Source organism: Neosynechococcus sphagnicola sy1, from assembly GCF_000775285.1.
GTDB lineage: Bacteria > Cyanobacteriota > Cyanobacteriia > Neosynechococcales > Neosynechococcaceae > Neosynechococcus > Neosynechococcus sphagnicola.
This window is the reverse complement of record NZ_JJML01000027.1, coordinates 1-21,129: the sequence shown is the minus strand read 5'-3', so window position 1 is coordinate 21,129 and position 21,129 is coordinate 1. Positions and strand designations below refer to the sequence as shown.

At 53.4% G+C, this 21,129-nt stretch carries 21 protein-coding genes and 3 pseudogenes; 10 read left to right on the top strand and 14 right to left on the bottom strand.

Annotated elements, in window-relative coordinates:
- Positions 1-450: transposase (locus DO97_RS12695; RefSeq protein ID WP_052128699.1), on the top strand; the 450-nt coding region annotated here is incomplete at its 5' end.
- Positions 451-521: 71 nt separating this feature from the next.
- Here the strand turns inward: DO97_RS12695 and DO97_RS12690 are convergent.
- Positions 522-791 carry a PepSY domain-containing protein gene (locus DO97_RS12690; RefSeq protein WP_239651708.1) on the bottom strand — a complete coding sequence of 90 codons (270 nt, stop codon included), beginning with the start codon at positions 789-791 and terminating at the stop codon, positions 522-524.
- Between the two features lie 472 nt (positions 792-1,263).
- On the opposite strand from DO97_RS12690, the gene DO97_RS12685 reads away from it, so the two are divergent.
- The 5 genes from DO97_RS12685 to DO97_RS12665 all read left to right on the top strand — a co-directional run bounded on the left by DO97_RS12685 (position 1,264) and on the right by DO97_RS12665 (position 5,354).
- Entirely contained in the window at positions 1,264-1,917 is a 654-nt protein-coding gene (locus tag DO97_RS12685) for a response regulator (protein ID WP_036533946.1), read from the top strand.
- A 157-nt stretch (positions 1,918-2,074) separates the two neighbouring features.
- Positions 2,075-3,721, top strand: coding sequence for a DUF6930 domain-containing protein (locus tag DO97_RS12680; protein WP_036533942.1), 1,647 nt, complete (start codon positions 2,075-2,077; stop codon positions 3,719-3,721).
- Positions 3,722-3,802: 81 nt separating this feature from the next.
- On the top strand, positions 3,803-4,171 hold the full coding sequence (locus DO97_RS12675) for a hypothetical protein (RefSeq protein ID WP_052128697.1): 369 nt from the start codon (positions 3,803-3,805) through the stop codon (positions 4,169-4,171).
- Positions 4,172-4,352: 181 nt separating this feature from the next.
- Positions 4,353-4,790, top strand: coding sequence for a YtxH domain-containing protein (locus tag DO97_RS29435; protein WP_081980740.1), 438 nt, complete (start codon positions 4,353-4,355; stop codon positions 4,788-4,790).
- Between the two features lie 15 nt (positions 4,791-4,805).
- Entirely contained in the window at positions 4,806-5,354 is a 549-nt protein-coding gene (locus DO97_RS12665) for a hypothetical protein (protein ID WP_476703523.1), read from the top strand.
- Here the strand turns inward: DO97_RS12665 and obgE are convergent.
- The 8 genes and pseudogenes from obgE to DO97_RS12620 all read right to left on the bottom strand — a co-directional run bounded on the left by obgE (position 5,351) and on the right by DO97_RS12620 (position 14,783).
- A complete protein-coding gene (gene obgE, locus DO97_RS12660; RefSeq protein ID WP_052128696.1) occupies positions 5,351-6,427 on the bottom strand; it encodes a GTPase ObgE in 1,077 nt (358 codons plus the stop codon). The two genes, DO97_RS12665 and obgE, sit on opposite strands and share 4 nt — an antisense overlap.
- Positions 6,428-6,541: 114 nt before the next feature.
- Complete coding sequence (locus DO97_RS12655) at positions 6,542-6,745, bottom strand: hypothetical protein (RefSeq protein WP_036533937.1); 204 nt, start codon at positions 6,743-6,745, stop codon at positions 6,542-6,544.
- A gap of 143 nt (positions 6,746-6,888) precedes the next feature.
- On the bottom strand, positions 6,889-7,569 hold the full coding sequence (locus DO97_RS12650) for a low-complexity tail membrane protein (protein ID WP_072016440.1): 681 nt from the start codon (positions 7,567-7,569) through the stop codon (positions 6,889-6,891).
- Positions 7,570-7,607: 38 nt separating this feature from the next.
- Positions 7,608-10,764, bottom strand: a pseudogene (infB, locus tag DO97_RS12645) (translation initiation factor IF-2).
- A 308-nt stretch (positions 10,765-11,072) separates the two neighbouring features.
- Positions 11,073-11,345 carry a YlxR family protein gene (locus DO97_RS12635; protein ID WP_036533928.1) on the bottom strand — a complete coding sequence of 91 codons (273 nt, stop codon included), beginning with the start codon at positions 11,343-11,345 and terminating at the stop codon, positions 11,073-11,075.
- 41 nt (positions 11,346-11,386) lie between these two features.
- On the bottom strand, positions 11,387-12,715 hold the full coding sequence (gene nusA, locus DO97_RS12630) for a transcription termination factor NusA (RefSeq protein ID WP_193365076.1): 1,329 nt from the start codon (positions 12,713-12,715) through the stop codon (positions 11,387-11,389).
- A gap of 75 nt (positions 12,716-12,790) precedes the next feature.
- Positions 12,791-13,252, bottom strand: a complete 462-nt coding sequence (gene rimP / locus DO97_RS12625) for a ribosome maturation factor RimP (RefSeq protein WP_036533925.1) — start codon at positions 13,250-13,252, stop codon at positions 12,791-12,793.
- A gap of 139 nt (positions 13,253-13,391) precedes the next feature.
- Positions 13,392-14,783 carry a malic enzyme-like NAD(P)-binding protein gene (locus tag DO97_RS12620; protein ID WP_036533965.1) on the bottom strand — a complete coding sequence of 464 codons (1,392 nt, stop codon included), beginning with the start codon at positions 14,781-14,783 and terminating at the stop codon, positions 13,392-13,394.
- 107 nt (positions 14,784-14,890) lie between these two features.
- On the opposite strand from DO97_RS12620, the gene DO97_RS12615 reads away from it, so the two are divergent.
- Complete coding sequence (locus DO97_RS12615) at positions 14,891-15,349, top strand: SRPBCC domain-containing protein (RefSeq protein ID WP_036533920.1); 459 nt, start codon at positions 14,891-14,893, stop codon at positions 15,347-15,349.
- On the opposite strand, the gene DO97_RS12610 is transcribed toward DO97_RS12615, so the two are convergent.
- The 3 genes and pseudogenes from DO97_RS12610 to lpdA all read right to left on the bottom strand — a co-directional run bounded on the left by DO97_RS12610 (position 15,346) and on the right by lpdA (position 18,040).
- Positions 15,346-15,597, bottom strand: a complete 252-nt coding sequence (locus DO97_RS12610) for a DUF5340 domain-containing protein (protein ID WP_036533917.1) — start codon at positions 15,595-15,597, stop codon at positions 15,346-15,348. The two genes, DO97_RS12615 and DO97_RS12610, sit on opposite strands and share 4 nt — an antisense overlap.
- A gap of 20 nt (positions 15,598-15,617) precedes the next feature.
- A pseudogene (trpC, locus tag DO97_RS12605) lies at positions 15,618-16,534 on the bottom strand (indole-3-glycerol phosphate synthase TrpC).
- A gap of 51 nt (positions 16,535-16,585) precedes the next feature.
- Positions 16,586-18,040 (bottom strand): dihydrolipoyl dehydrogenase, encoded by a 1,455-nt coding sequence (lpdA, locus tag DO97_RS12600; protein WP_036533914.1) that lies wholly within the window; start codon positions 18,038-18,040, stop codon positions 16,586-16,588.
- A gap of 23 nt (positions 18,041-18,063) precedes the next feature.
- Here lpdA and DO97_RS12595 point away from each other — a divergent pair, with 23 nt between their 5' ends.
- Positions 18,064-18,282, top strand: a complete 219-nt coding sequence (locus DO97_RS12595) for a hypothetical protein (RefSeq protein ID WP_204368615.1) — start codon at positions 18,064-18,066, stop codon at positions 18,280-18,282.
- Between the two features lie 84 nt (positions 18,283-18,366).
- Positions 18,367-19,956 carry a glycoside hydrolase family 57 protein gene (locus DO97_RS12590; protein ID WP_036533907.1) on the top strand — a complete coding sequence of 530 codons (1,590 nt, stop codon included), beginning with the start codon at positions 18,367-18,369 and terminating at the stop codon, positions 19,954-19,956.
- Between the two features lie 15 nt (positions 19,957-19,971).
- On the opposite strand, the gene DO97_RS12585 is transcribed toward DO97_RS12590, so the two are convergent.
- Positions 19,972-20,286: a hypothetical protein gene (locus DO97_RS12585; protein ID WP_036533904.1), complete on the bottom strand. Its 315-nt coding sequence runs from the start codon at positions 20,284-20,286 to the stop codon at positions 19,972-19,974.
- Positions 20,274-20,756, bottom strand: coding sequence for a hypothetical protein (locus DO97_RS12580; RefSeq protein WP_204368614.1), 483 nt, complete (start codon positions 20,754-20,756; stop codon positions 20,274-20,276). Before DO97_RS12580 ends, DO97_RS12585 begins: the two co-directional genes overlap by 13 nt.
- 18 nt (positions 20,757-20,774) lie before the next feature.
- Between DO97_RS12580 and DO97_RS12575 the strand changes: the two are divergent.
- A pseudogene (locus DO97_RS12575) lies at positions 20,775-21,129 on the top strand (IS5 family transposase); the annotation flags it as partial.

The following is a 21,129-nucleotide window of genomic DNA, read 5'->3' as shown; positions in this document are numbered from 1 at the left end:
GGGCAAAGAGCCAGAGGAAATCGTCCTTCCAGCCGAGGCAAAAATGTCTCGGTGATTGGGGCTTTATCTCTTAAAGGTGTGATTGCCCAAGTGAGTCTGTTAGGGGCTATCGATGGACTCACCTTTGAAGCGTTCATTGCTCAGCGATTAGTGCCGCAGTTATGGCCGGGAGCCTTTGTCTTAATGGATAATTGCTCGATTCATAAGGGAGCTGAGATCAGAGCTTTGATTGAACAAGCGGGAGCTACTTTGATTTATTTACCCCGCTATTCTCCTGATTTCTCCCCCATTGAAAATGCCTGGTCTAAAATTAAGCAGATTTTACGGTCGATCAAGGCCCGTAATTATCCTGACCTCGCCTTGGCTCTTGAATCGGCTTTCAACCAAATCTCTCTTGAGAACATTCGTAACTGGTTCTCTCATTGTTGTTACCGTATCTCATTAGAGTAGGAATGGCTATATTGAGGTAGCAATAGGTCGAATTACAACTTCAATTTGACATATTAAAAACACCATCAAGGCTAACGTCTTATGGAGTTATTGTGCATTTGTAGCCACATTGAACTACCGGTTGCTGCCACTACCAATAAACCAAATGCATTGAGAAATGGGTAGATTATTTCTAGATTCAAGGCTCCGAAGTGTCCTTTATGGATGTCTAGCAACCACTCAACATTATCCCCTTGTCCAGCCAAATCAAACATTTGATAAAAAGTCCCTGTGATCACGGTCAAGACAATCGGCAGCAGCATGATCGGAGCAAGGGTGTGATGGATCTGACGAAATTTCATTCTCGAATTTTTCATGGAATTAAGGTGGGTTGATGAGCTGGTTATTTATTACAACTTAACAGGGATTTCAAACGACTGTTTCGGGGCCGTATTTTTGGGTTTGGGCACGGACTAGCCCTTAGGAGATCGGTGCTATGGCGGTTACCGATCTACTGTGGCGTAAGTAGAAAGCTCAAATCCTCTCCCTGTATAACTCAGGTGTATTTCATGTGATCAAGAACCGCTATCAAACCTTCCAGACCCAGTGTTCATCCCTCTCCCGAAGATGAAATGGAGCTGCATTTTCATTCCTGGAGGTGACCCTGCGGCCAAAGTCCAGTGGGATTTCACCCACTGATGGACGAACCATTGCCCTAAAAAGCCCTATAGACCTTCGACTTGCTGCTCAATGGCTGGGCTGAGGAAATACGCTCAGTATTTTTCACCCTCTCGTAGATCTACTACACTAAGTGGCAGCCATCACCCCCACCCAATGACTTTGCTGAAAGAGTTACCCCCCCTACGAATTTTGATTGTTGAAGATGATCCCATGATGCAGTTGGGATTAGAGCAATCTCTAGAAGCCTATCCCCAAATTACAATCGTGGGGCAGGCAGAAGATGGCTATCTGGGTGTGGAAGCTGCCCTGCGCCTGCAACCCGACATTGTGGTTATGGATATTGGGTTGCCACGCCTAGATGGGATTGCCGCCACCCAACAGATTAAAGCAGCACTGCCCCAGACCCATGTGGTGATGTTAACGTCTCACACCACCGAAACCGAGGTAATTGCGGCCCTTTCTAGTGGCGCGGATGCCTACTGCATCAAGGGTACGAGTGTGGATCAGTTGCTGGCAGCAATCGCCGCCGCCCAAGAGGGTGCCACCTATCTAGATCCCCAAATTGCCCGCCGGGTAGTGGAACATCTGAAACCACCGACTCCGGCTAGTAACATTGGTCATTTGTCTCACCGGGAACTGGAAGTGTTAAAGCTGATGGTGGAAGGCTATAGCAATCCCGAAATTGCCACAGCCCTCTACCTCAGTCCCAATACCATCAAAACCCATATCCGGGGCATCATGAACAAGCTGGCGGTCGATGACCGAGTACAGGCTGCAGTGGTGGCACTACGCCATGGATTGGTCTGAACAAAAGGGATGGGTTTGAGGAATTTCATTTTTACCAAAGATGAAAAAGCCATTTCGAAGCAGACACTCCGTGTCTAAGATTAGGATCTAGGACAGACTCATCCATTCAGATTTTATTCACTGGCATCGCCTTGTTTCACTGCGTAGGCTTGTATCTATGACTGCCCTTAACAGAACCACCCGTCGTCGCTTACAGAGTTTACGCCAAATCCCCAGTGTCTGGGAGGGAGATCGTCGACCCTTATCGGCTAATTTAGCTGCGTTGGGTGAGCTGACCGAGTCCCATGCTACTGCGGTGAAAACAGAGGCTGACTGTATTCTCTGGGCCGATGGTTCTGAGGGGGTGGTACGAGCGATGGAAATGGTGCCTCCAGAAACGGGGTCAGAGGCGGTGGTTCGTACTTTGCTGCGAGCCATGGAACATCCCCAAGGCCCTGGGAAACCGTGCCGCCCTCAGAAGATCGTGGTGCGCGATCGCCAGCTACAGTTTTTTCTGCGCGGGGTCTTGCAAGACCTAGACATTGTGGTTGATTGTGTTCCCCACCTCCCCTTGATCGACGAAATTTTTCGTAGTTTTCAAGATGTTGTGAATTCTCGGCCTCCTAAAACTCCCCCGGCCTATACCGAGGCACTGACCCAGATCGCCTTCCAGATCTGGCAGGATGCCCCCTGGAATTTACTCGCCGATCATCAAATTTTAGCGGTTGAACTGAATCACGGGGATCTCGAAACCCTCTACGTCTCGGTTATGGGAATGCTGGGTATGGAGTATGGGTTGTTGTTCTACCGCTCCCAAGACTCCCTAGAGCGCTTCCGAGCCAGTGTGTTACAGGAGGAGGGGTCTCCCGAGACCCTGGAAGAAGCGTTTCTAGCTCAGGACTGTCTCTTCCTCACCTTTGACTCTGCCGATGAAGATCTAGATGGCGAAGAGGTGGATCTGGCAGGGTTACCTGTGGCGGAAATTGAGCCTGCCTTTGGCAATTTGCATCCCCTTGAGGGCATGCGCCCATTTATTTATGAAGAAGAGGCGATCGCCCTGTTGGTCTGCCTGGAAGCATTACATCGCTTTTTGCATCAACATCGTCGGAAGTTTTCAGCCGATGATGACCTAGTTCCAGCGCTGAGTAGTCGCTATCGGATTCCCAATCCAGAAGATCAGGGAGCTACTGCCATTGCGGTCAAGGTGGGAACCTTACCGGATCTGACCGCCAAACTCCTAGAGATGATGGATCAGACAGATGATGAGGGAGAAGACATCCAGCCCTTACTGCGGGATGATCTGGTACCCCATGATGCCTTCTTTAGTATAGGTGCCATGCCCTGGGAGAGCTTAAGTATGCTCCGGGAGACAACGGATGTACATCAGGCAGCTCCGCGATCCTTTCCAGAGGAGGGGGATGGATTTCCGGTGATTCTGATTCAAACCTCTCGCCCGAAAGCCAAGAACTTGATTGCCGAATTGCAAAAAGCTGGGGGACTGAAGGCGATCTGTTTTAATCCTGGGGAAGACCCCTTTGAGGGAAATCGCTACGATCTGGGGATTCTTCAAACCGAAAGTGGTGACCTGCATTTATTTGGTGAATTTGTCGAGGACGATCCCGTCCACACCGAAGCCCGGAAAAAATGGGATCGTCGCTGCAAACAAACCCAGGGATTCTGTGGTTTGGTAATTGCCAAGGGGATTACTGGAGTTTCCCGGGGTAAGCCCCAACTTCGAGATATGGTGGCTCTTTTTGAGGTGCGGCTCCTCTCATCCAAGGAATTGGGTCTCGGAACCCTGCAACTGATTCCCCAACTAGGATGAGGGAAACTTGGGGTGCAGCTTGATGGTGAAAGCTGCCTTGGCTACGATTGTTCTGACCTTTGCGGAAGGTACTGACCTCTGATGTTGGCAATTGTACTGATTTTTAACTTCTCCATTGCCCTTGCCTGCCTCTATGCGACCTGGCAGGTCTGGCATCTCCGGCGTACCTTGGCGCAGGTGACCGCGAGCTTACACACGATTGAGCGGGATACCTATGCTCTCCTGCACGCAGCTCCCGCCGCGATCGCCCAGGGTCAAATTGGGACGCGCCATCTGCGGCGGCAGTACCAGAAACTCCAACCTCAACTGCAACAAGCGCAACAGCTCTTAGCCATCCTCAGTCTCGGGCAGTGGTTCTATCGCCAACTGCGCTCCCTCCAAGGGCCACCCACCCGTCTGCTTCGCCCTACTCCCCCCTCCCGGCGCCGTCATATTCGCAGAGGGGTCTAGGAAAAGAGGAACCCCGGCTGCCCATAACCATCGCGGGTGCGGTCGCTGAGCCCCCTGAGCATCCCTCAGCCCCTGTTTGGGGAATGGGTGAAAATTCTCTACAAGCAGCTCTCAAGACTTCTGGATAAGCCGGAAGTAGATTATTGTGGAGGGGAGTTGTCCTCAGATCAAAGCCACAAAGATGTCAAATAACCGCTCTGGATTCTTTATTGGCGGCTTGCTACTGGGTGCTGCCGTTGGTACTGTAGCAGGTCTGTTGATTGCCCCCCGATCAGGACGCGAGACGCGGCGGTTACTGAAAAAGTCTGCGGATGCGCTCCCGGAATTGGCAGAAGATTTGACAACCAGTGTGCAGTTCCAGGCAGGACGGCTGTCAGAATCAGCCCTGCGCAACTGGGATGACACTCTGAATCGATTGCGAGAGGCGATCGCCGCCGGAATCGAGGCCAGCCAACGGGAACGTCTGCTCACGGGGAAGGAGGGGGAGACGACTCGCCCGGTGCTGAATAATCTCTACCCCTACCCCCCCGAAACCGCCAATTCCGATCCATCCAGTAATCCCCCCTCTGATCCGGAGGAAACACTTCGATCCCATCCCAATCGTGGTTATGAACCCTAGGAACCCTATAAGGCTGTGATGGATCCCCTCTTCTGGCTCGGATTGTCTATTTTGCTGGTTGCGGCCAGTCTTAGCGCGGTGTTGGTTGCGGCACTGCCAACGCTGCAAGAACTGGCACGGGCAGCCCGCAGTGCGGAAAAGTTGTTTGATACCTTGGCCAGGGAGTTGCCACCCACCCTAGAAGCCATCCGGCTGACGGGTCTAGAAATTAGTGACTTAACGGACGATATCAGTGAGGGGGTTAAGAGTGCGGGTGAGGTTGTCAAACAAGTGGATCAAAGTTTACTGGGGGCTAAAAAGCAGGCACAGCGGGTGCAGGTAAACACCCGGAGTGTGCTGGTAGGGGTGCGGGCAGCCTGGAAAAACTTTACCCGTAAGCCTTCCACCCCTGGGCAACGGCGCGATCGCCTCCCAGCAGCCTCCCAATCAGTTGTTGAACAGCGATCTACCTACCCGGAACCCTCTTACTACCCGGCATCCTCCGACTGGGGAAACTCACCGCCGCCATTGGTAGCCCCTGAAATCGCCTCCCCCCCAGATGACCCGAATCAGCTGCGGGATTAAATGGCTTGACTGTGACCGATGAGGGGACTGAGAGCTGCAGGGGCGGTGAGCAAAAGTTCTGCTGCCCGATCCGCCTCTAGCTGTTCCAGCGATCGCCAGACCTCCTGGAGCAGGGGATCCAGCCCCCTGCGAGTGGCAGCAGAAATCAAAAACACCGGGAGTTGGGCAACGTCTTGGAGTTGGGCGGCGATGTCCCCTAATGCTGTGGGATCTGCCCCCAAGGCATCAATCTTATTCAGGGCAAGAATTTGGGGCCGCTCTGATAAACCACGACCATAGGCTTGCAACTCATGTTGAATAGTTTGGTAAGCTACCAGCGGATCTTCTTGGGTGACATCAATCAGGTGCAGCAGTAACCGCGTCCGTTCAATATGGCGGAGAAAGTCATGCCCAAGCCCCGTCCCCAGATGAGCACCACTAATTAATCCGGGAATATCAGCAAAGACCGTGCCGTCCCCTGAAGGTTTACGAACTACGCCCAAGTTCGGGATCAGGGTGGTGAAGGGGTAGTCTGCAATCTTGGGTCGAGCAGCGGAGAGCACGGAAATGAGGGTAGACTTGCCCGCATTGGGGAGACCAATAATGCCCACCTCAGCAAGTAACTTTAATTCCAAGCGTAGGAGTCGCTGTGCCCCAGGTAACCCAGGGAGGGCGTAGTCTGGTGCCCGATTGTGATTGCTAAGAAAGTGTTGATTGCCCAAGCCACCTTTCCCGCCTAGGGCAGCACAGAATATTTGTCCGGGCTGCACCAGATCCCCAAGAATTTCCTCGGTTTCAGCGTCATAGACAACAGTGCCACAGGGAACCTCAATGCAGCGATCGCCCCCATTGGCACCCGTCATATTTTTAGGCCCGCCCCGCCCCCCATCCTCTGCTTTAAATCGGTGATCATATTTGAAATCCAGCAGAGTTTGCAGGTGCTCCACCGCTTTCAGGAACACAGATCCACCTTTCCCCCCATTGCCCCCAGAGGGTCCCCCCGCTGGCACATATTTTTCCCGACGAAAGGCAACGATGCCATCGCCTCCATTCCCAGCTTGGACTTGAACTTCTACCTGATCGATAAACTGCATGACATGCCTGAGATTCTCTCTCCGATCATAGGCAATGAAATGACTCGACGGCTAAATTCTGATTACCTAATTGTGAGCAACGAGGCGGGGAAAGCTGGAATCTGCCGGCAATTCCTAATAAGAGAGGGTTTCTAGGGTTTCACGCAGATAGCGACGAACCCGGTGCTCTAGGCTCATACCTTGGAGGGTTTGATGGAGGCTGCACTCAAGCTGCCAACGCTGAAACCCAGAACTGGTAGTGATTGCCTGTTGTAGTTGCTGCCAAACCTTGAGATCTTCAGGGCAGGGAGGGGAAGAAGAGGGAGAAAAACTAGCCATAGGTCAGAGGATGAGGAGAGGAGTGAATCGGAGCCATTGCTATAGATTTTTCTAGAATAGCCTGTCCCAAGATTAGCCAACTGTACCAGGGAGAACATTCCGGGTGGATGTGCGGCCACTCTTAGGGTAGGGAAGCGGCTGATTTAGTCTGGTTCTTGGGCAGAGGGTAATTCTGAAACACTGGGTTGGGGCTGGGACTCAGCCGCTGAAAAGATGCCAGCAGGCACATTAACGCCAGTCGTCCAGGGGGGCACAATCTGATTCACCCCCCAGCCGGGAATGGTAAAGTCCTGAGCAATTTGTTCGAGGGCATAGGGTGGGGTCGCTGTAAACTCGGTGTCTTTCAACAATAAGACCCGGAGCACCGCTACGGGAACTTGGAGAAAAAGATTGCTCCCTAGAAACGCTAAACCCGCTATGAATACTCCTAGGATGCGCCATGCTGGGGGTAAAGGAGTCAGGTCAGCAGCGATCGCAGCGCTACGATACAGCGGCCATAACCCCATACCCAGGGCGATCGCCACCAGAACCACCCACCCCCGATGGTTCGGTGCTTTCATTCGGGTCAGAACCCGGCGCTGATCCAGGGTTAACACTTCGGGGCGCAGGGCAATGAACAGCACACTGAAAATGTAGAAGGGGCGGAACCACTGCATCCATAAAACAGGCCCGATCCCCGCTGTTGCAATCAACAGAAATTCCAACCAGGGGAGTTGGGGCTCCCCCGCCGCCATGGCCAAGACACAGACTTCGAGACTGATCGGCAACAGTGCTAAACCAGCTGCATGAATCGACAGATAGGGATCAGACCAAAAGGAGCGCATTCCAGACACCTACTACATCAGTCAGTATCAGCCTGGGATCAGGCGGGGGAGAGGGTACGACGTTTGCTGACCATGCGGAAGGCCTCAATGGTATCCCCCTCCACCCAGTCTTTGAAATTGTCAATGCCAATCCCACACTCATAGCCAGCATTGACCTCACGAGCATCTTCCTTCATCCGTTTGAGGGAATCTAGGATACCTTCAAAGACCTTGTTGCCCCCACGATGCACCCGAACTTTACAGTTACGAATCACTTTACCAGACAGGATATAGCAACCAGCAACGGCACCGCGACCTACAGGGAAGACCGCTCGCACCTCTGCCTGACCCAAAGCTTCTTCAACCAACTCTGGATCGAGTAAGCCTTCCATTGCTCCCTGGATGTCATCTAGGAGCTTGTAAATGATGTTGTACTCCCGAATATCCACCCCGGTACGATCCGATGCTTGACGGGAGCCACTGGCGAGGGTGGTGTTGAAGCCAATAATCACGGCATCACTGGCTGCTGCCAGATCCACATCGGTTTCAGTGACTTCTCCCGGTGCTGCAAACAGAACTCGCAGCTGCACCTCGTTCTGGGGCAGTTGCTTCAGCGCTCCTAGAATTGCTTCCAGGGAACCTTGCACATCGGCTTTGACAATCAGGTTGAGTTCCTTAAGTTCCCCTTCTTGAGCCCGGGCTGAAAGCGTGTTTAGAGTAACACGGCGAGAGGTCAAGGCCTGTTGCAGACGAGATTGCCGCTGTTGATCGGTGCGAGCAGTCGCGATCGCCCGCGCTTCCTTCTCATCCTTAAACACCTCAAACTCATCCCCTGCGGCAGGGACGTCTCCTAGACCCAGAACTTCGACGGCAAAGGATGGGAGAGCCGCTTCCACCCGATGGCCCCGATCATCGACCATGGCTCGCACCTTTCCAAGGGCAGATCCGGCTACCAGGATATCGCCAACTCGGAGCGTCCCATTCTGAATCAACAAGGTTGCCACCGCCCCCTTCGCCTTGTCGAGGTGAGCTTCAATCACGGTTCCCCGGGCGGCACGATCAGGATTAGCATAGAGGTCTTCCACTTCCGCCACCAGCAAGATCATTTCCAGAAGTGCATCCAGGTTCTCACCAGTGATTGCACTCACGGCCACCATGACGGTATCACCACCCCACTCCTCTGGAACCAAGCCAAACTCTGTGAGTTCTTGCTTCACCCGATCAGGCTGGGAGTCTGGTTTATCAATCTTGTTAATTGCAATCACCATGGGCACTTCCGCCGCCTTGGCGTGACTGATTGCCTCAATGGTCTGTGGCTGCACACCGTCATCGGCTGCGACGACTAACACCGCAATATCGGTAACCCGTGCCCCTCTTGCCCGCATTGCCGTGAATGCCTCGTGGCCAGGAGTATCCAGAAACACCACTTGCTGCATCTTGCCTTCGTGGGTGACATCCACATGGTAGGCACCAATGTGCTGGGTGATTCCGCCCGCCTCACCTTGGGCAACCTTTGTCTTGCGGATGGAATCTAGGAGCGTGGTTTTACCGTGATCGACGTGACCCATAATGGTGACCACTGGCGGCCGCCGCTGCAGACTTTCTAGGTCTCCGGCATCGATCATCTCCGTGACCTTGCGGGCAGCGGCTTCTCGCTCCGGTGTCTCGACCACCATCCCCAATTCCTGAGCCAACATCGTTGCAGTTGGCATATCGAGGGTTTGGTTAATATTGGCCGCAATCCCCTTGAAGAAGAGGGTCTTAATAATCGTTGCCTCAGGAACCATCATCACCGAAGCAAGTTCCTGCACAGTTAAGCTACCGGTGAGGATCAGCCGCTCAGGACGCTCAACCGTCGCATCCTGACCCCGGCGATCGCGTCGTCGTCGTCCCCGGTCGCCATCGTCCCCACCCCCGGATTTTCTGCCCTTGGGCGTGATTAAGGCTGCACCCGCTGAGGCGAGTCTAGCCTGTCCTGGTCGTCCTTTAGGCTTGGGAGGTCGGGCAATCGACAGACTGACTTGGGCAGGGTCAACTCCTTCTTCTTCTCGGAAGCCTTGATCTTGAGTGTCATCGAGATCTTCGAGATCTTCAATATCCTCGATATTTTCAATATCATCAATGTCAATCTCGTCCAACGGTTGTAGCCGTCGCTTCGCCTTGGTGCTAACCTTGGCAGCTTTTTCAGCGAAATCTGGCGTCTCATCGACTTCTTCTTCTTCCCAACCCTTACCCCGCTTCGCCAATCGGGGAGGGGTAGGACGCTTCAAATCCTGGACGGTGGGAGCTGCCTCAAGACCCGTTGGCGCGGAGGATAGCCCTCCCCGACTGGGACTGGCAACCCGCCTGCCTTCCCCAGCCAGATGTTGAGATCCCTCACCCCGTTCGGTGTCCGTTTGGAGGTTGGGACGCACTAATCTCGGCCGGGGGAGTTCAGTCGTTAACTGCGGCTTGGAGCGCTCTTCCGTGGTGCCGTCGGATGCTTGGGGCCGACTGGGCAGTCTTCGCGGTTCTGCAGTTCCGGCAGTACCCTCTGTTGGTCTGAGCCCGTCTGATGGGGCTTGATCGCCCCGAGAACGCTTGAGGACAGGCCGACTCGAAAGCGATGCTGGTTGGAATGTGGTGCCAGGGGAACTGCCAGGTTCTTGACGATTAACGACCTTGGAGGGAGTCGATTGCCCAGGGGCTACTGGCAATTCGTCTTTTGTTGGTTCCTGATAGGATGGCGGCGGCAGAGTAGGAGAGACGGTACCCGCTATACCATTGCCGCGAACTGGGCGGGGGGAGTCGTCAGCCGCTGCGGTGTTTGGGGCTGCTGACTCGCAGTTGACGGCAGTGTGCTGGCATGGAGCGGCTGATTAGCCGCTGGCTCCAGAACCGTCGCCGACTCAGAATTCAGGGTGGGGCGAATGATCGGTTTACGAATTTCTAAAATTTGTTGTTTTTCTGGACAATGGGCCGATTGCTCACTTCCTTGGATGGAGATGGCACAGGCCGTATTCCCCCCGACGGCTCTGCGGTGGGTTTAGCTGCTCCTGCTTGAGCCGCCGAATACTTTTCAGCAGCGGCTCGAATCCGTTCGGCTTCTGTTTCTGTAATCGTACTACTGTGAGATTTCACTGCGATGTTAAGCTGTTCACAAACTGCCAAGATACCCTTATTATCCAAGTTTAATTCCCGCGATAACTCGTAAATTCTCACTCTGCCATTGTTCATCCACAATTCCCTCTTGGTGCTGACTGTTACATAGGTGCTTACTGTTCTGGGTAACGGTTACATCGGCTGGACTGACAACTGCTGACTGGTGGGTCTCTGATTGACTCCCATTCCCCAATGGCAATCTCTTGCCTCTGAGTGAGAACGGTAGTTGTCCTTCACTAGCGTAAGCTGCTTTAACCCTGATCTTGCAATAATCCAGCAAAAACCGCCGCAACTTTTTGTAATATTTAGTGCGCCTGCCAGGTTCCATGCTGCTGATTGCTTCAGAAAAGTGGGTGTAAAAACGGCAAGATAACAGACATTGTCTAGCCTTTCCCAGCCTGAATACTGCCCTCCAGTCGATGCCATAGCTGCTGATAAACTTCTTGGGAGACTTTGACCCTCAGGGTGCGTTCTAGACGCTTTTTCTTTTGAGCCGTTTGCAGGCAATTCTGTTGAGGACATAAATAGGCTGAGCGCCCCATTCCCTGATCCAATTGAACCATCTGCGATGGATGAACCCGAACCACCCGCCAAAAGGCTGATTTAAGATCCATCTTGCCGCAGCTAATGCACCGTCGAGTATTGGGTGTGGTCATGGAACGTGATCCGATGGGCGCTGGCTGTTTCCATCCTCAGGTTATTCGCCGGGGTAGTGGACATCGGCAGACACTAACGATGGGGCTCGATTGGGGTCTGCTGCTGTTTCGAGTTCATTCTCTTCCTCCTCCTCATATTCCTCTTCTGCTTCTAGTTCTGCTGCCTGATCATGGGCTTGCAGCTGTGCTTGGTAGCGGGCCTCTGCCGCAGCATTGATCTTGCGATTTTCAGCTTCGTAGTCGTACTTGGCGGCATCCTTGATATCAATTTTCCAACCGGTGAGTCGGGCGGCCAACCGCACATTCTGGCCTTCCTTGCCAATTGCCAAGCTTAACTGGTCTTCTGGGACGAGGACATGGGCTTGGCGTTCTTCTGGATCCACGAGCCTGACTTCATCGACTCTGGCAGGACTAAGGGCATTGGCAATGTAGGTGGCCGGATCGGGAGACCAACGGATGACATCAATTTTTTCCCCTCGCAGTTCATTGACCACGACCTGAATACGGGAACCCCTGGCTCCAATGCAAGCCCCCACTGGATCAACGTCTCGTTCCAGGGTATCGACGGCGATCTTCGTTCGAGGCCCCACATAGCGAGAGGGAGGATTGGCTTCCCGTGCCACAGCGACAATGCGGACAACTTCGTCCTCGATCTCCGGTACCTCGTTGGCGAACAGATAGACAACCAACCCGGCATCCGCACGGGATACCTGAAGTTGCGGCCCCCGGTGAGGCCCATCGGAAACGCGCTTCAGATAGACCTTGAAGGTGGCATTGGCGCGATAGTTATCGTTGGGCAGTTGTTCTCGCTTCGAGAGTTCGGCTTCGACCTCCGGTTGCCCAAAACCACTATTGACGGCCATAATCACCGATTGGCGCTCAAAGCGCAGCACTCTGGCTTGCAGGACCGTGCCTTCCAGATCCTGGAACTCTTCCTGCACCAGCTTGCGCTGCTGATCTCGTAGTTTTTGGGCCAGTACCTGCTTGGTTTGAATAGCGGCCATGCGGCCAAACTCTCCCTGCTCGGGAGTGACATCCAGGATCACTTCGCTGCCGAGTTGGGCTTCCTCCGCTACCTCCTGCACTTCTTGTAAAGCAATTTGATGATCGGGAATTTCGACTTCTTGCACAATAATTTTGGTTGCAAGCACCCGAAATCCCTCTTCCTCGATATCTAGCTCGATATCAAAGTTATCGAAGTAATGCTCATCATGGTGAGGATTTTCTAGCTGCTGAGTACGGCGGAAGCGTTCATAGCCCTTGAGCAAGGCTTCCCGCAGGGCTTCCTGAACAGCGTGCTTGGGCAGGTTACGTTCTCGACTGATGCTGTCAATCATGTCCCGGAGTCCGGGCAGGCTGACCATTGACATAAAAAATCTCCCTGGAGTTGTAAAGAATTAGGTGACTAGGTGTGTTGAATCAACCCCAATCTGGATCGGCGGCCCCTAGCCCTGCTGATCTAATTGCACCTGGGTAACCAGAGATCGGGGGATGGCGATCGCCCGTCCCTTTTGAGTCAGGACAAGGGTGGTTTCATCCCGACCCACCAGCTGCCCCTGCCATTGTTGTTGGCTGGCATCGGGTGCAATGGCGGTAACAATGACTCCAAATCCCCGAAAGGCAATAAATTCTCGATCTGTGGTGAGCAAGCGGGAAATTCCAGGGCTGGAAACCTCCAGAACATAGGGATCGGGGATGATGGGTGTCGTATCTAAAATGGCTTCAAGGGCACGGCTCATTTGCTCGCAGTCGTTTAATCCTGTGTGCTGCTGACGATTGCGAATATCGATCCGTAACACCGGGGGCCGCTGATTGGTATGAAACACCGCTCCCACAACCTCTAAGCCGAGGGATTCAGCCACCGGTGCTGCCAGATCAATGACTTGGAAAATCAGTGGATGCGTCATCGGATCGATCCAATAAAAAAAGTGGGCAGTGACCCACTTCTGAAGAAATGATGTCTTTGGATAGCGATGAGTAGCAGACTATTCATCGTCGCGATTCCTAGCTTAACCTACGGGCTGGCGATCTGCTGCTGGAGGAGGGCTACCGCCCTGCTAAACCTTCCTGACGTGCGGCTCGCTGCACAGCTGCGGCAACGGTGGTTGCTACCCGTGGATCGAAGACAGAGGGAATGATCTGTTCCGGATGCAGATCACTGGGCTTCACCAAGGAGGCGATCGCCTGGGCCGCCTCTAGGTACATCGTCATGGTCAGAGCTTTAGCGCGACAGTCGAGGGCACCCCGAAACAGTCCAGGGAAAGCCAAGACATTGTTGATTTGATTGGGGTAATCACTGCGCCCCGTTGCCATGACAGCAACAATCCCTCTGACCAGTTCTGGCTGAATTTCAGGAATGGGATTGGCCATGGCAAATACGATGGGATCCCTGGCCATGGTCTGCACCATTTCTGGGGTCAAAACCCCAGGGACGCTGACTCCCAGGAACACATCGGCACCCTGAAGGGCATCGGCGAGGGTTCCCGCCGCCGTCACCGCAAATTCCTGTTTCTGAGGGTTGAGATCACTGCGACTAAGGGAGAGAATTCCTTTGGAGTCACAGAGGCAGATCTGAGTCGCGCCAGCCTTGCGGAGGAGACGGGCGATCGCCACGCCAGCGGCTCCCGCCCCATTGATCACAATTTTGACCATCTCCAGGGATTTATTCACCAGCTTCAAGGCATTGATCAGGGCGGCCAAACTGACAATGGCTGTGCCGTGCTGGTCATCATGGAAGACGGGAATGTCTAGTTCCTGGCTCAGCCGTTCTTCAATTTCAAAGCAGCGGGGGGCAGCAATATCTTCTAGGTTGACCCCCCCAAAGACCGGGGCAATTTGCTTCACAACTTCCACGATCTGATCGGTATCTTGGGTTGCCAGACAGATGGGGAAGGCATCCAGTCCTGCAAACTCCTTAAACAGCATGGCTTTGCCTTCCATCACGGGCAAGGCTGCCTCTGGCCCTAGATTCCCCAACCCTAAAACGGCACTACCGTCGGTGACGATGGCAATCATATTGCCTTTGATGGTCAGGTTGTAAACCTGCTCAGGGTTTTGGGCAATTTCGGTACAGATGCGTCCCACGCCGGGGGTATAGGCCATGGCCAGATCCATTTGGTTCTTCAGCGGAATTTTGCTTTCGACGTGGATCTTACCGCCCCGATGCAAGTTGAAGGTGCGATCGAAGACATTGAGAACCTGGGCCTCGGGCACCGCTTTGACAGCCTGGACAATTTCTTCGGCGTGGTTACTGCTGACCGCATCCACGGTAAGCTCTCGGATCAAGAAATTACGCGTTTGCTCAATCAAGTCAATTTGCCCCAGATTGCCACCAGCGGCGGCGATCGCCTGGGTAACATTCGCTAACATTCCGGCATGATTGGGAATCTGAATGCGAATGGTCACACTAAAACTAGAAGTAGGAGTCAGGTTAACCATGCTCAATTTGGGGGTGCGGGAAAAGGCGAGGCGAATGGTGCCTAGCCTAAAGGGGGAATCGGTCTAGAATTGTACCGGGTTATACGTACAGTTGTACAACAACGGCGATGCCAAGCCTCCACACTGCGATTGAAATTCAAGCCTCCCGGCAGCAAGTGTGGCAGGCTCTTTGCCAAAAGCAACACTGGTGGAAGTGGAATAGCTTTTTGTACGACCGCGATCCCGGTCTCACATTTCAGCTGGGGCAGTCAGTCAGTCTATCCCTCTGTCGCTTGCCAGGAGAAGTAGCGACGATGTTCCAAGCTAAGGTAACTGTCCTCCAACCGCGGGTCTGTCTCCAGTGGATTGCCACTGCTCCTGGGTTTATGAGTGAACATAGCTTTGAACTGTTAGATGCCGGAGCCGGGAGAACAACCTATATCCATCGTCAGATGATTTCAGGACGCCTAACACGGATATTTTTACCCTTCATCCGTCGAGAAGAACATCAAGGGATGGTGCGCATGGCTCAACAACTCAAACGTTACCTGGAGGAGGAGTTTTACGATCGCAGGGCAGATGGCTAATTTGGATCGGCAGACAGGGGCGGCCCCGGCTCTGTGCGATTCAAAGACCAGCGAAACTCAATGGGTAAATGGGCTCGTTGGCAGCTATCCTCCAGCTGTTTCTGTTGGGTCAGGGCTTTGCGCAAGGTGCTGATCAACTGATGCACCTGCTCTTGCTGAGGTTGACTGACGGCAAACATGGTCTGGCGCTCTAGTAGTTGCAACAGTAGCTCGTAGTGAATATGGGACGGGAGGGGAATCGGATCCATAGGAGGTTCTGGTAATAGCTCTACGTGGGAATCTCATGCCGAACAGCTTGATCAGCCCCTGTCAACGCCAGCAATGCTTGTGCCGGATCGGGTTGTTTGACCAAGGCCTCTCCCACTAAAACGGCTTGGGCACCAGCGGCTGCAACCTGATGCAAATCGGCAGGGGTGTGAAGTCCGGATTCACTGACAATCAGAATTCCCCGCTCTCGCAGTTGGGATTCCCTGGCGGCCAACAAGGCACAGGTCGTTTGCAGGCTCACGGAAAAATCTGCCAAATTCCGATTATTGATCCCCACCAACTGCACTTCTGGAATCGTCAAGACCCGATCTAACTCTTCCAAGGTATGGACTTCAATCAAGGCTGTCATTTGCAGGGCATGACTGATCTTGAGAAAGTAGTGCAATGACGCATCACTGAGGATGGCCGCAATCAACAAGACGGCATCTGCTCCCCGCGACCGCGCCAGGTAGATCTGGTAGGGGTAGAGGATAAATTCCTTACACAGCAGGGGCAAATCAACGGCAGCTCGCACCCGACTGAGATTTTCAAAGCTCCCCTGGAAGAATTTTCTATCAGTCAGCACCGACAAACAGGAAGCCCCGCCACGTTCGTAGGCTTGGGCGATCGCGACGGGATCAAAATCTTCCCGCAGTATCCCCTTACTCGGCGATGCCTTTTTGACCTCAGCAATCACAGCAGGGCGGGTTTTACCCGCCTGGAGAGCGGCCAGAAAATCTAGACGGGGGGGGTCACAGTCTGGACTTGCTTGCGGAGTTCCGTCAGAGGTAAGTTCTCCCGTAGCTGATCAACCTCTACTTCCTTATGCCAGACAATGGCCTCCAAAATATTCCGGGGTTCGGCGTCGGGAACAGTGGTTTGAAAGCGTAACTCCTGGATGTGAATGGAAGAACTCGGAGAACGACGGCGAATTTGCATACTAGACCCGATGATGGAGCAGTCAAGAGAGCAGTAAGTCAGCTATCCAGGTTAGGGACGATGGGAGATCGCGGCTTCAGCCCGTTTATAGGCTTCGTCCAGCACCTCCGAGAGGGTGGGGTGGGTATGCACCAGATAGGCTAGATCTTGCACCGGACATCCCTGGGCAATGGCATTGGCAACTTCCTGAATCAGATCGGAAGCGTGGAGTCCCAGGATATGTGCCCCGAGAATTTCTCCGGTATCCTGACGATAAATCACCTTCGCCAGCCCTTCAGTTTCTCCTTCGGCGATCGCCTTGGAATTGCCTTTAAAGTAAGTGCGGACGGCAGCGACCTCAAATCCTGCGGTTGCACCCAGGGCTTGGGCGGCGGGTTCTGTGAGGCCGACAAAACTAATTTCAGGATGGGTAAAGGCGGCGGCTGGAATGCTGCGGTAGTCGATCTGCCTCGGACGTCCGCAGATATTTTCCACCGCCGTCATCCCTTGAGCAGAGGCAGCGTGAGCCAGCATCATCTTACCCGTTGCATCCCCAATGGCCCACAGATGGGGAACGGGTTGATCCTCAATCAAAACAGCCATGCGGTCATCCACGGCGATGAATCCTCGGCGATCGGGGATCACCCCCACGGATTCCAGCCCTAAGTTTTGAGTGGCGGGTACCCGTCCCGTCGCCACCAGGCAGGCATCAACCTCTAGAACTTCCACCACCTCTTTGGTTTTGGTGTCCGCCAGTTCAATCACGACGGGTGAACCGGGGATCACCTTCTGCGCCAGAACACCCGATCGGGTTTCAATGTCACGGGGGGCAATCAGCACCCGTTGAGCAATCTTGGCGATGTCCGGGTCAAAGGTGGGCATTAACTGATCGAGGGCTTCGATCATGGTAATTTCGCAGCCTAGAGCTGAGTAAATATCCGCGAACTCCAACCCAATGTAGCCACTGCCAATAATGGCGACCCAGGGGGGGAGCCATTCCAGGGTCAGGGCATCATCGCTGGTGAACACCGTTTTGCCATCCAACGTAATTCCCGGTGGGACAAACGGAACGGAACCGGGGGCTAGAATCACATCCTCAGCCGTTACGGTCTTTTCCCCAGTGGCAGTGGCAATACTGACGGTGTGGGGGGCAACCACCTTCCCCCAGCCCTGCAAAACCTCAACCCCTAACCGCCGCAGGCTATTGGTCATGTCAGCCCGAATCTTGGCCACCAAGTTACTGGCATGATCAGCAATGCCTTGGCGGTCAAATTCCACACTGCCAACTTGGAGTCCGAGGGCTTTCAGGTGGTGAGTGTTCCGCAATTCACGGACGCGCCCAGCGGCTGCGAGGAGGGCTTTGGAGGGAATACAACCTCGGTTGACGCAGGTGCCTCCCACCGCTCCAGCTTCCACAATTAAGGTTTTGAGCCCACAACTCACCGCATGGAGGGCAGCCCCATGACCGCCAACCCCGGCTCCCAAAATCACCAGATCGTAATCCAATTCCTGACTCCCATTTCTCATGCCGATAGCCACAAACCCTGACGTTGCCGAGACAACCACCCAGTTCAGCGGTGCTAGTCCTTCAGGGCTACCTGATTGAGCACCGCAATCAAGACCCTGCTAGTGCCAATGCTCCCCTATTCTCAACTGGATCGGGTCATTCAGACAACCTCTGGAGCCATCCCCTCCATGATCCCATTGGCGAAGCCACGCTCCTGGCGCTTGATCCCCAGTCCCCTGGGTCTCCTGAGTTCCCCTCCTAAGGTGTTCACGTCTGCCCTACGATTTTGCTTTACAATTTTGCAATCTGGCTTTGCGACTCTGAGCCGTAGCGTTACTTAAATTTTATGAGTATTGGATATCTTGCTCTGGTTCTCCACGCCCATCTTCCTTTCGTTCGCCATCCCGAAAGTGACTATGTTTTGGAAGAGGAGTGGTTGTTTGAAGCAATTACTGAAACCTATATCCCGATTTTGCAGGCATTTGAAGGGCTGCAACGAGATGGTATTGACTTCAAAATCACCATGAGTATGACGCCGCCCTTGGTGTCGATGCTGCGAGATCCGCTGTTGCAAGACCGCTATGATGCCCACCTCACCCTCCTCGAAGAACTGGTGGAGAAGGAGGTGGAGCACAACCGGATGAATGGTCATCTTCGCTACCTGGCTGAGCACTACGTTGCCGAATTCAGCCGCGTCCGTCAGACCTGGGAATCCTATGACTGCGATCTTGTGACTGCGTTTAAGCAGTTTCAAGACAGTAACAACCTGGAAATCATCACCTGTGGAGCCACCCACGGCTACCTACCGTTGATGAAGATGTATCCCCAGGCAGTCTGGGCACAAATCCAGGTGGCCTGCGAACACTACGAGCAAAACTTTGGTCGGCCTCCCAGGGGCATCTGGTTGCCGGAGTGTGCCTACTATGAAGGGCTGGAGCGGATGTTGGCTGATGCAGGGTTGCGGTACTTCTTGACCGATGGCCATGGGATTCTCTATGCCCGTCCCCGGCCTCGGTTTGGTACCTATGCCCCGATCTTTACCGAGACGGGGGTGGCGGCCTTTGGCCGGGATCATGAATCTTCCCAGCAGGTTTGGTCTTCAGAGGTGGGCTATCCAGGGGCGGCAGAATATCGCGAATTCTACAAAGATCTGGGCTGGGAAGCAGATTACGAATATATCAAGCCCTACATCATGCCCAACGGCCAACGCAAAAATACCGGAATCAAGTACCACAAGATTACGGGCCGAGGTCTGGGGCTCGGGGATAAGGCACTCTATGACCCTTACTGGGCAAGGGAGAAGGCTGCCGAACATGCGGGCAACTTCATGTACAACCGGGAACGTCAGGTGGGTCATCTCTATGGGATTATGCAGCGTCCCCCGATTATCATTTCCCCCTACGATGCCGAACTATTTGGGCATTGGTGGTATGAAGGTCCCTGGTTCCTGGATTACCTCTTCCGTAAGACCTGGCACGACCAGAGTACTTACCAGATGATCCATCTGGCTGACTATTTGCAGCTACACCCCACCCAGCAAGTCTGTTGTCCGTCGCAATCAAGTTGGGGCTATAAGGGCTTCCATGAGTACTGGTTAAACGATACCAATGCCTGGATTTATCCCCACCTCCATAAGGCAGCGGAGCGAATGATTGAGATTGCCCACTTAGAACCAGCCGATGAACTAGCATGGCACGCCCTCAATCAGGCAGCCCGGGAGTTATTGCTGGCACAGTCTTCCGATTGGGCCTTTATCATGCGCACCGGAACAATGGTGCCCTATGCTGTCCGGCGGACGCAATCGCACTTGAAGCGGTTTAACAAACTCTACGAAGATTTGAAAGCAGGAAAAATTGATGCGGGCTGGCTGAGTAAGGTCGAAGAAATCGACAATATCTTTCCAGAAATCAACTATCGAGTCTATCGACCGTTGTAGGGGTATCCGTCACCGTCACACCTGCGCTAGAGTTTTGACTGGCTGGTTGTTGTAATGGATTTCGTATTCTTCGCCCAGCTCTTTTTGTAGCTGGTTTGCCAGTGCTAATCCTTCCTGATCCCAAGCAGCTTCTGCTTCAGGACTGGGAAAAGCGATCTCATAAGGATCTTGTAGGTTGAGGATGGCATCATAGGCTGCCTGCCATTCATCCAGTCGCTCCATAGTCTGCTGGCTTAGGACTAGTTCTTCAGCCGGAACATAGTCCGCCTCCTCCGAATCCCACAAGGGTTCGCAGTCGTAATCAGCTGCCATTCGAATTATTTTCGGCATTTCCTATGAATTTCCGAATTTGACGGTTCTCGGTTGGATTTGCACCAAACAATAAACCCATTACTACCTACGCTAACAGATACATATTGCTTTTGGTCGCCAAACATCACCTCGTAGATAGTTCGGTCTCGTCCTTGAGTTCCTATGGGCTTCCCTATCAGAACTGCTTGCATCACCAAGTCTGGTAACTTGCTCTGCGGAATCTTTCGATCAGTAAACTGAGCAGCCTTTAAAAGAATATGCTGCAAGCCCTTGTCGTTATCGCCAGTTTCTAGGAACACAATTTTCCCGTCAGAGCGTTTGGCAATTTTCACAATATCTGCTGGCGTGAAGCATACGCCAGCAGCAGCTAATTCAGAAATTAGCAATTTCTTCTGCAAATCTACTTCCACTTGCTGCCATAGAGCGTGTTTATAAAGTAAATCTAAAGCGAGAGGGGAGAGCGGAGAAGGGGAATAAACTGCTGACACCCAGTTGAGAGCAGCGATATGAGCGAACCCATCTACTCCAGTGACCTAAGTGACAAAGAATGGGCAATTTTAGCCCCACTGATTGCGCCTGGGAAACCGGGTGAACGTCCCCAGCACAACCGACATGAGAGGCGTTTGTAACGGCATCTACTATCAATTGAAAAGCGGCTGTCAATGGGAGATGCTACCCAAGGAGTATCCGCCGAGTTCAACCGTTTATTCCTACGACCGCAAATGGCAACGCCGAGGGTTGTGGGAGCAGTTCAACCACACCCTGCGTGACCAAGTGCGAGAGCAGATGCACAAATGCCCGCAACCCACAGCGATTGCAGCCGATAGCCAGTCGGTGAAAACGGCGGAAACAAAGGGGAGG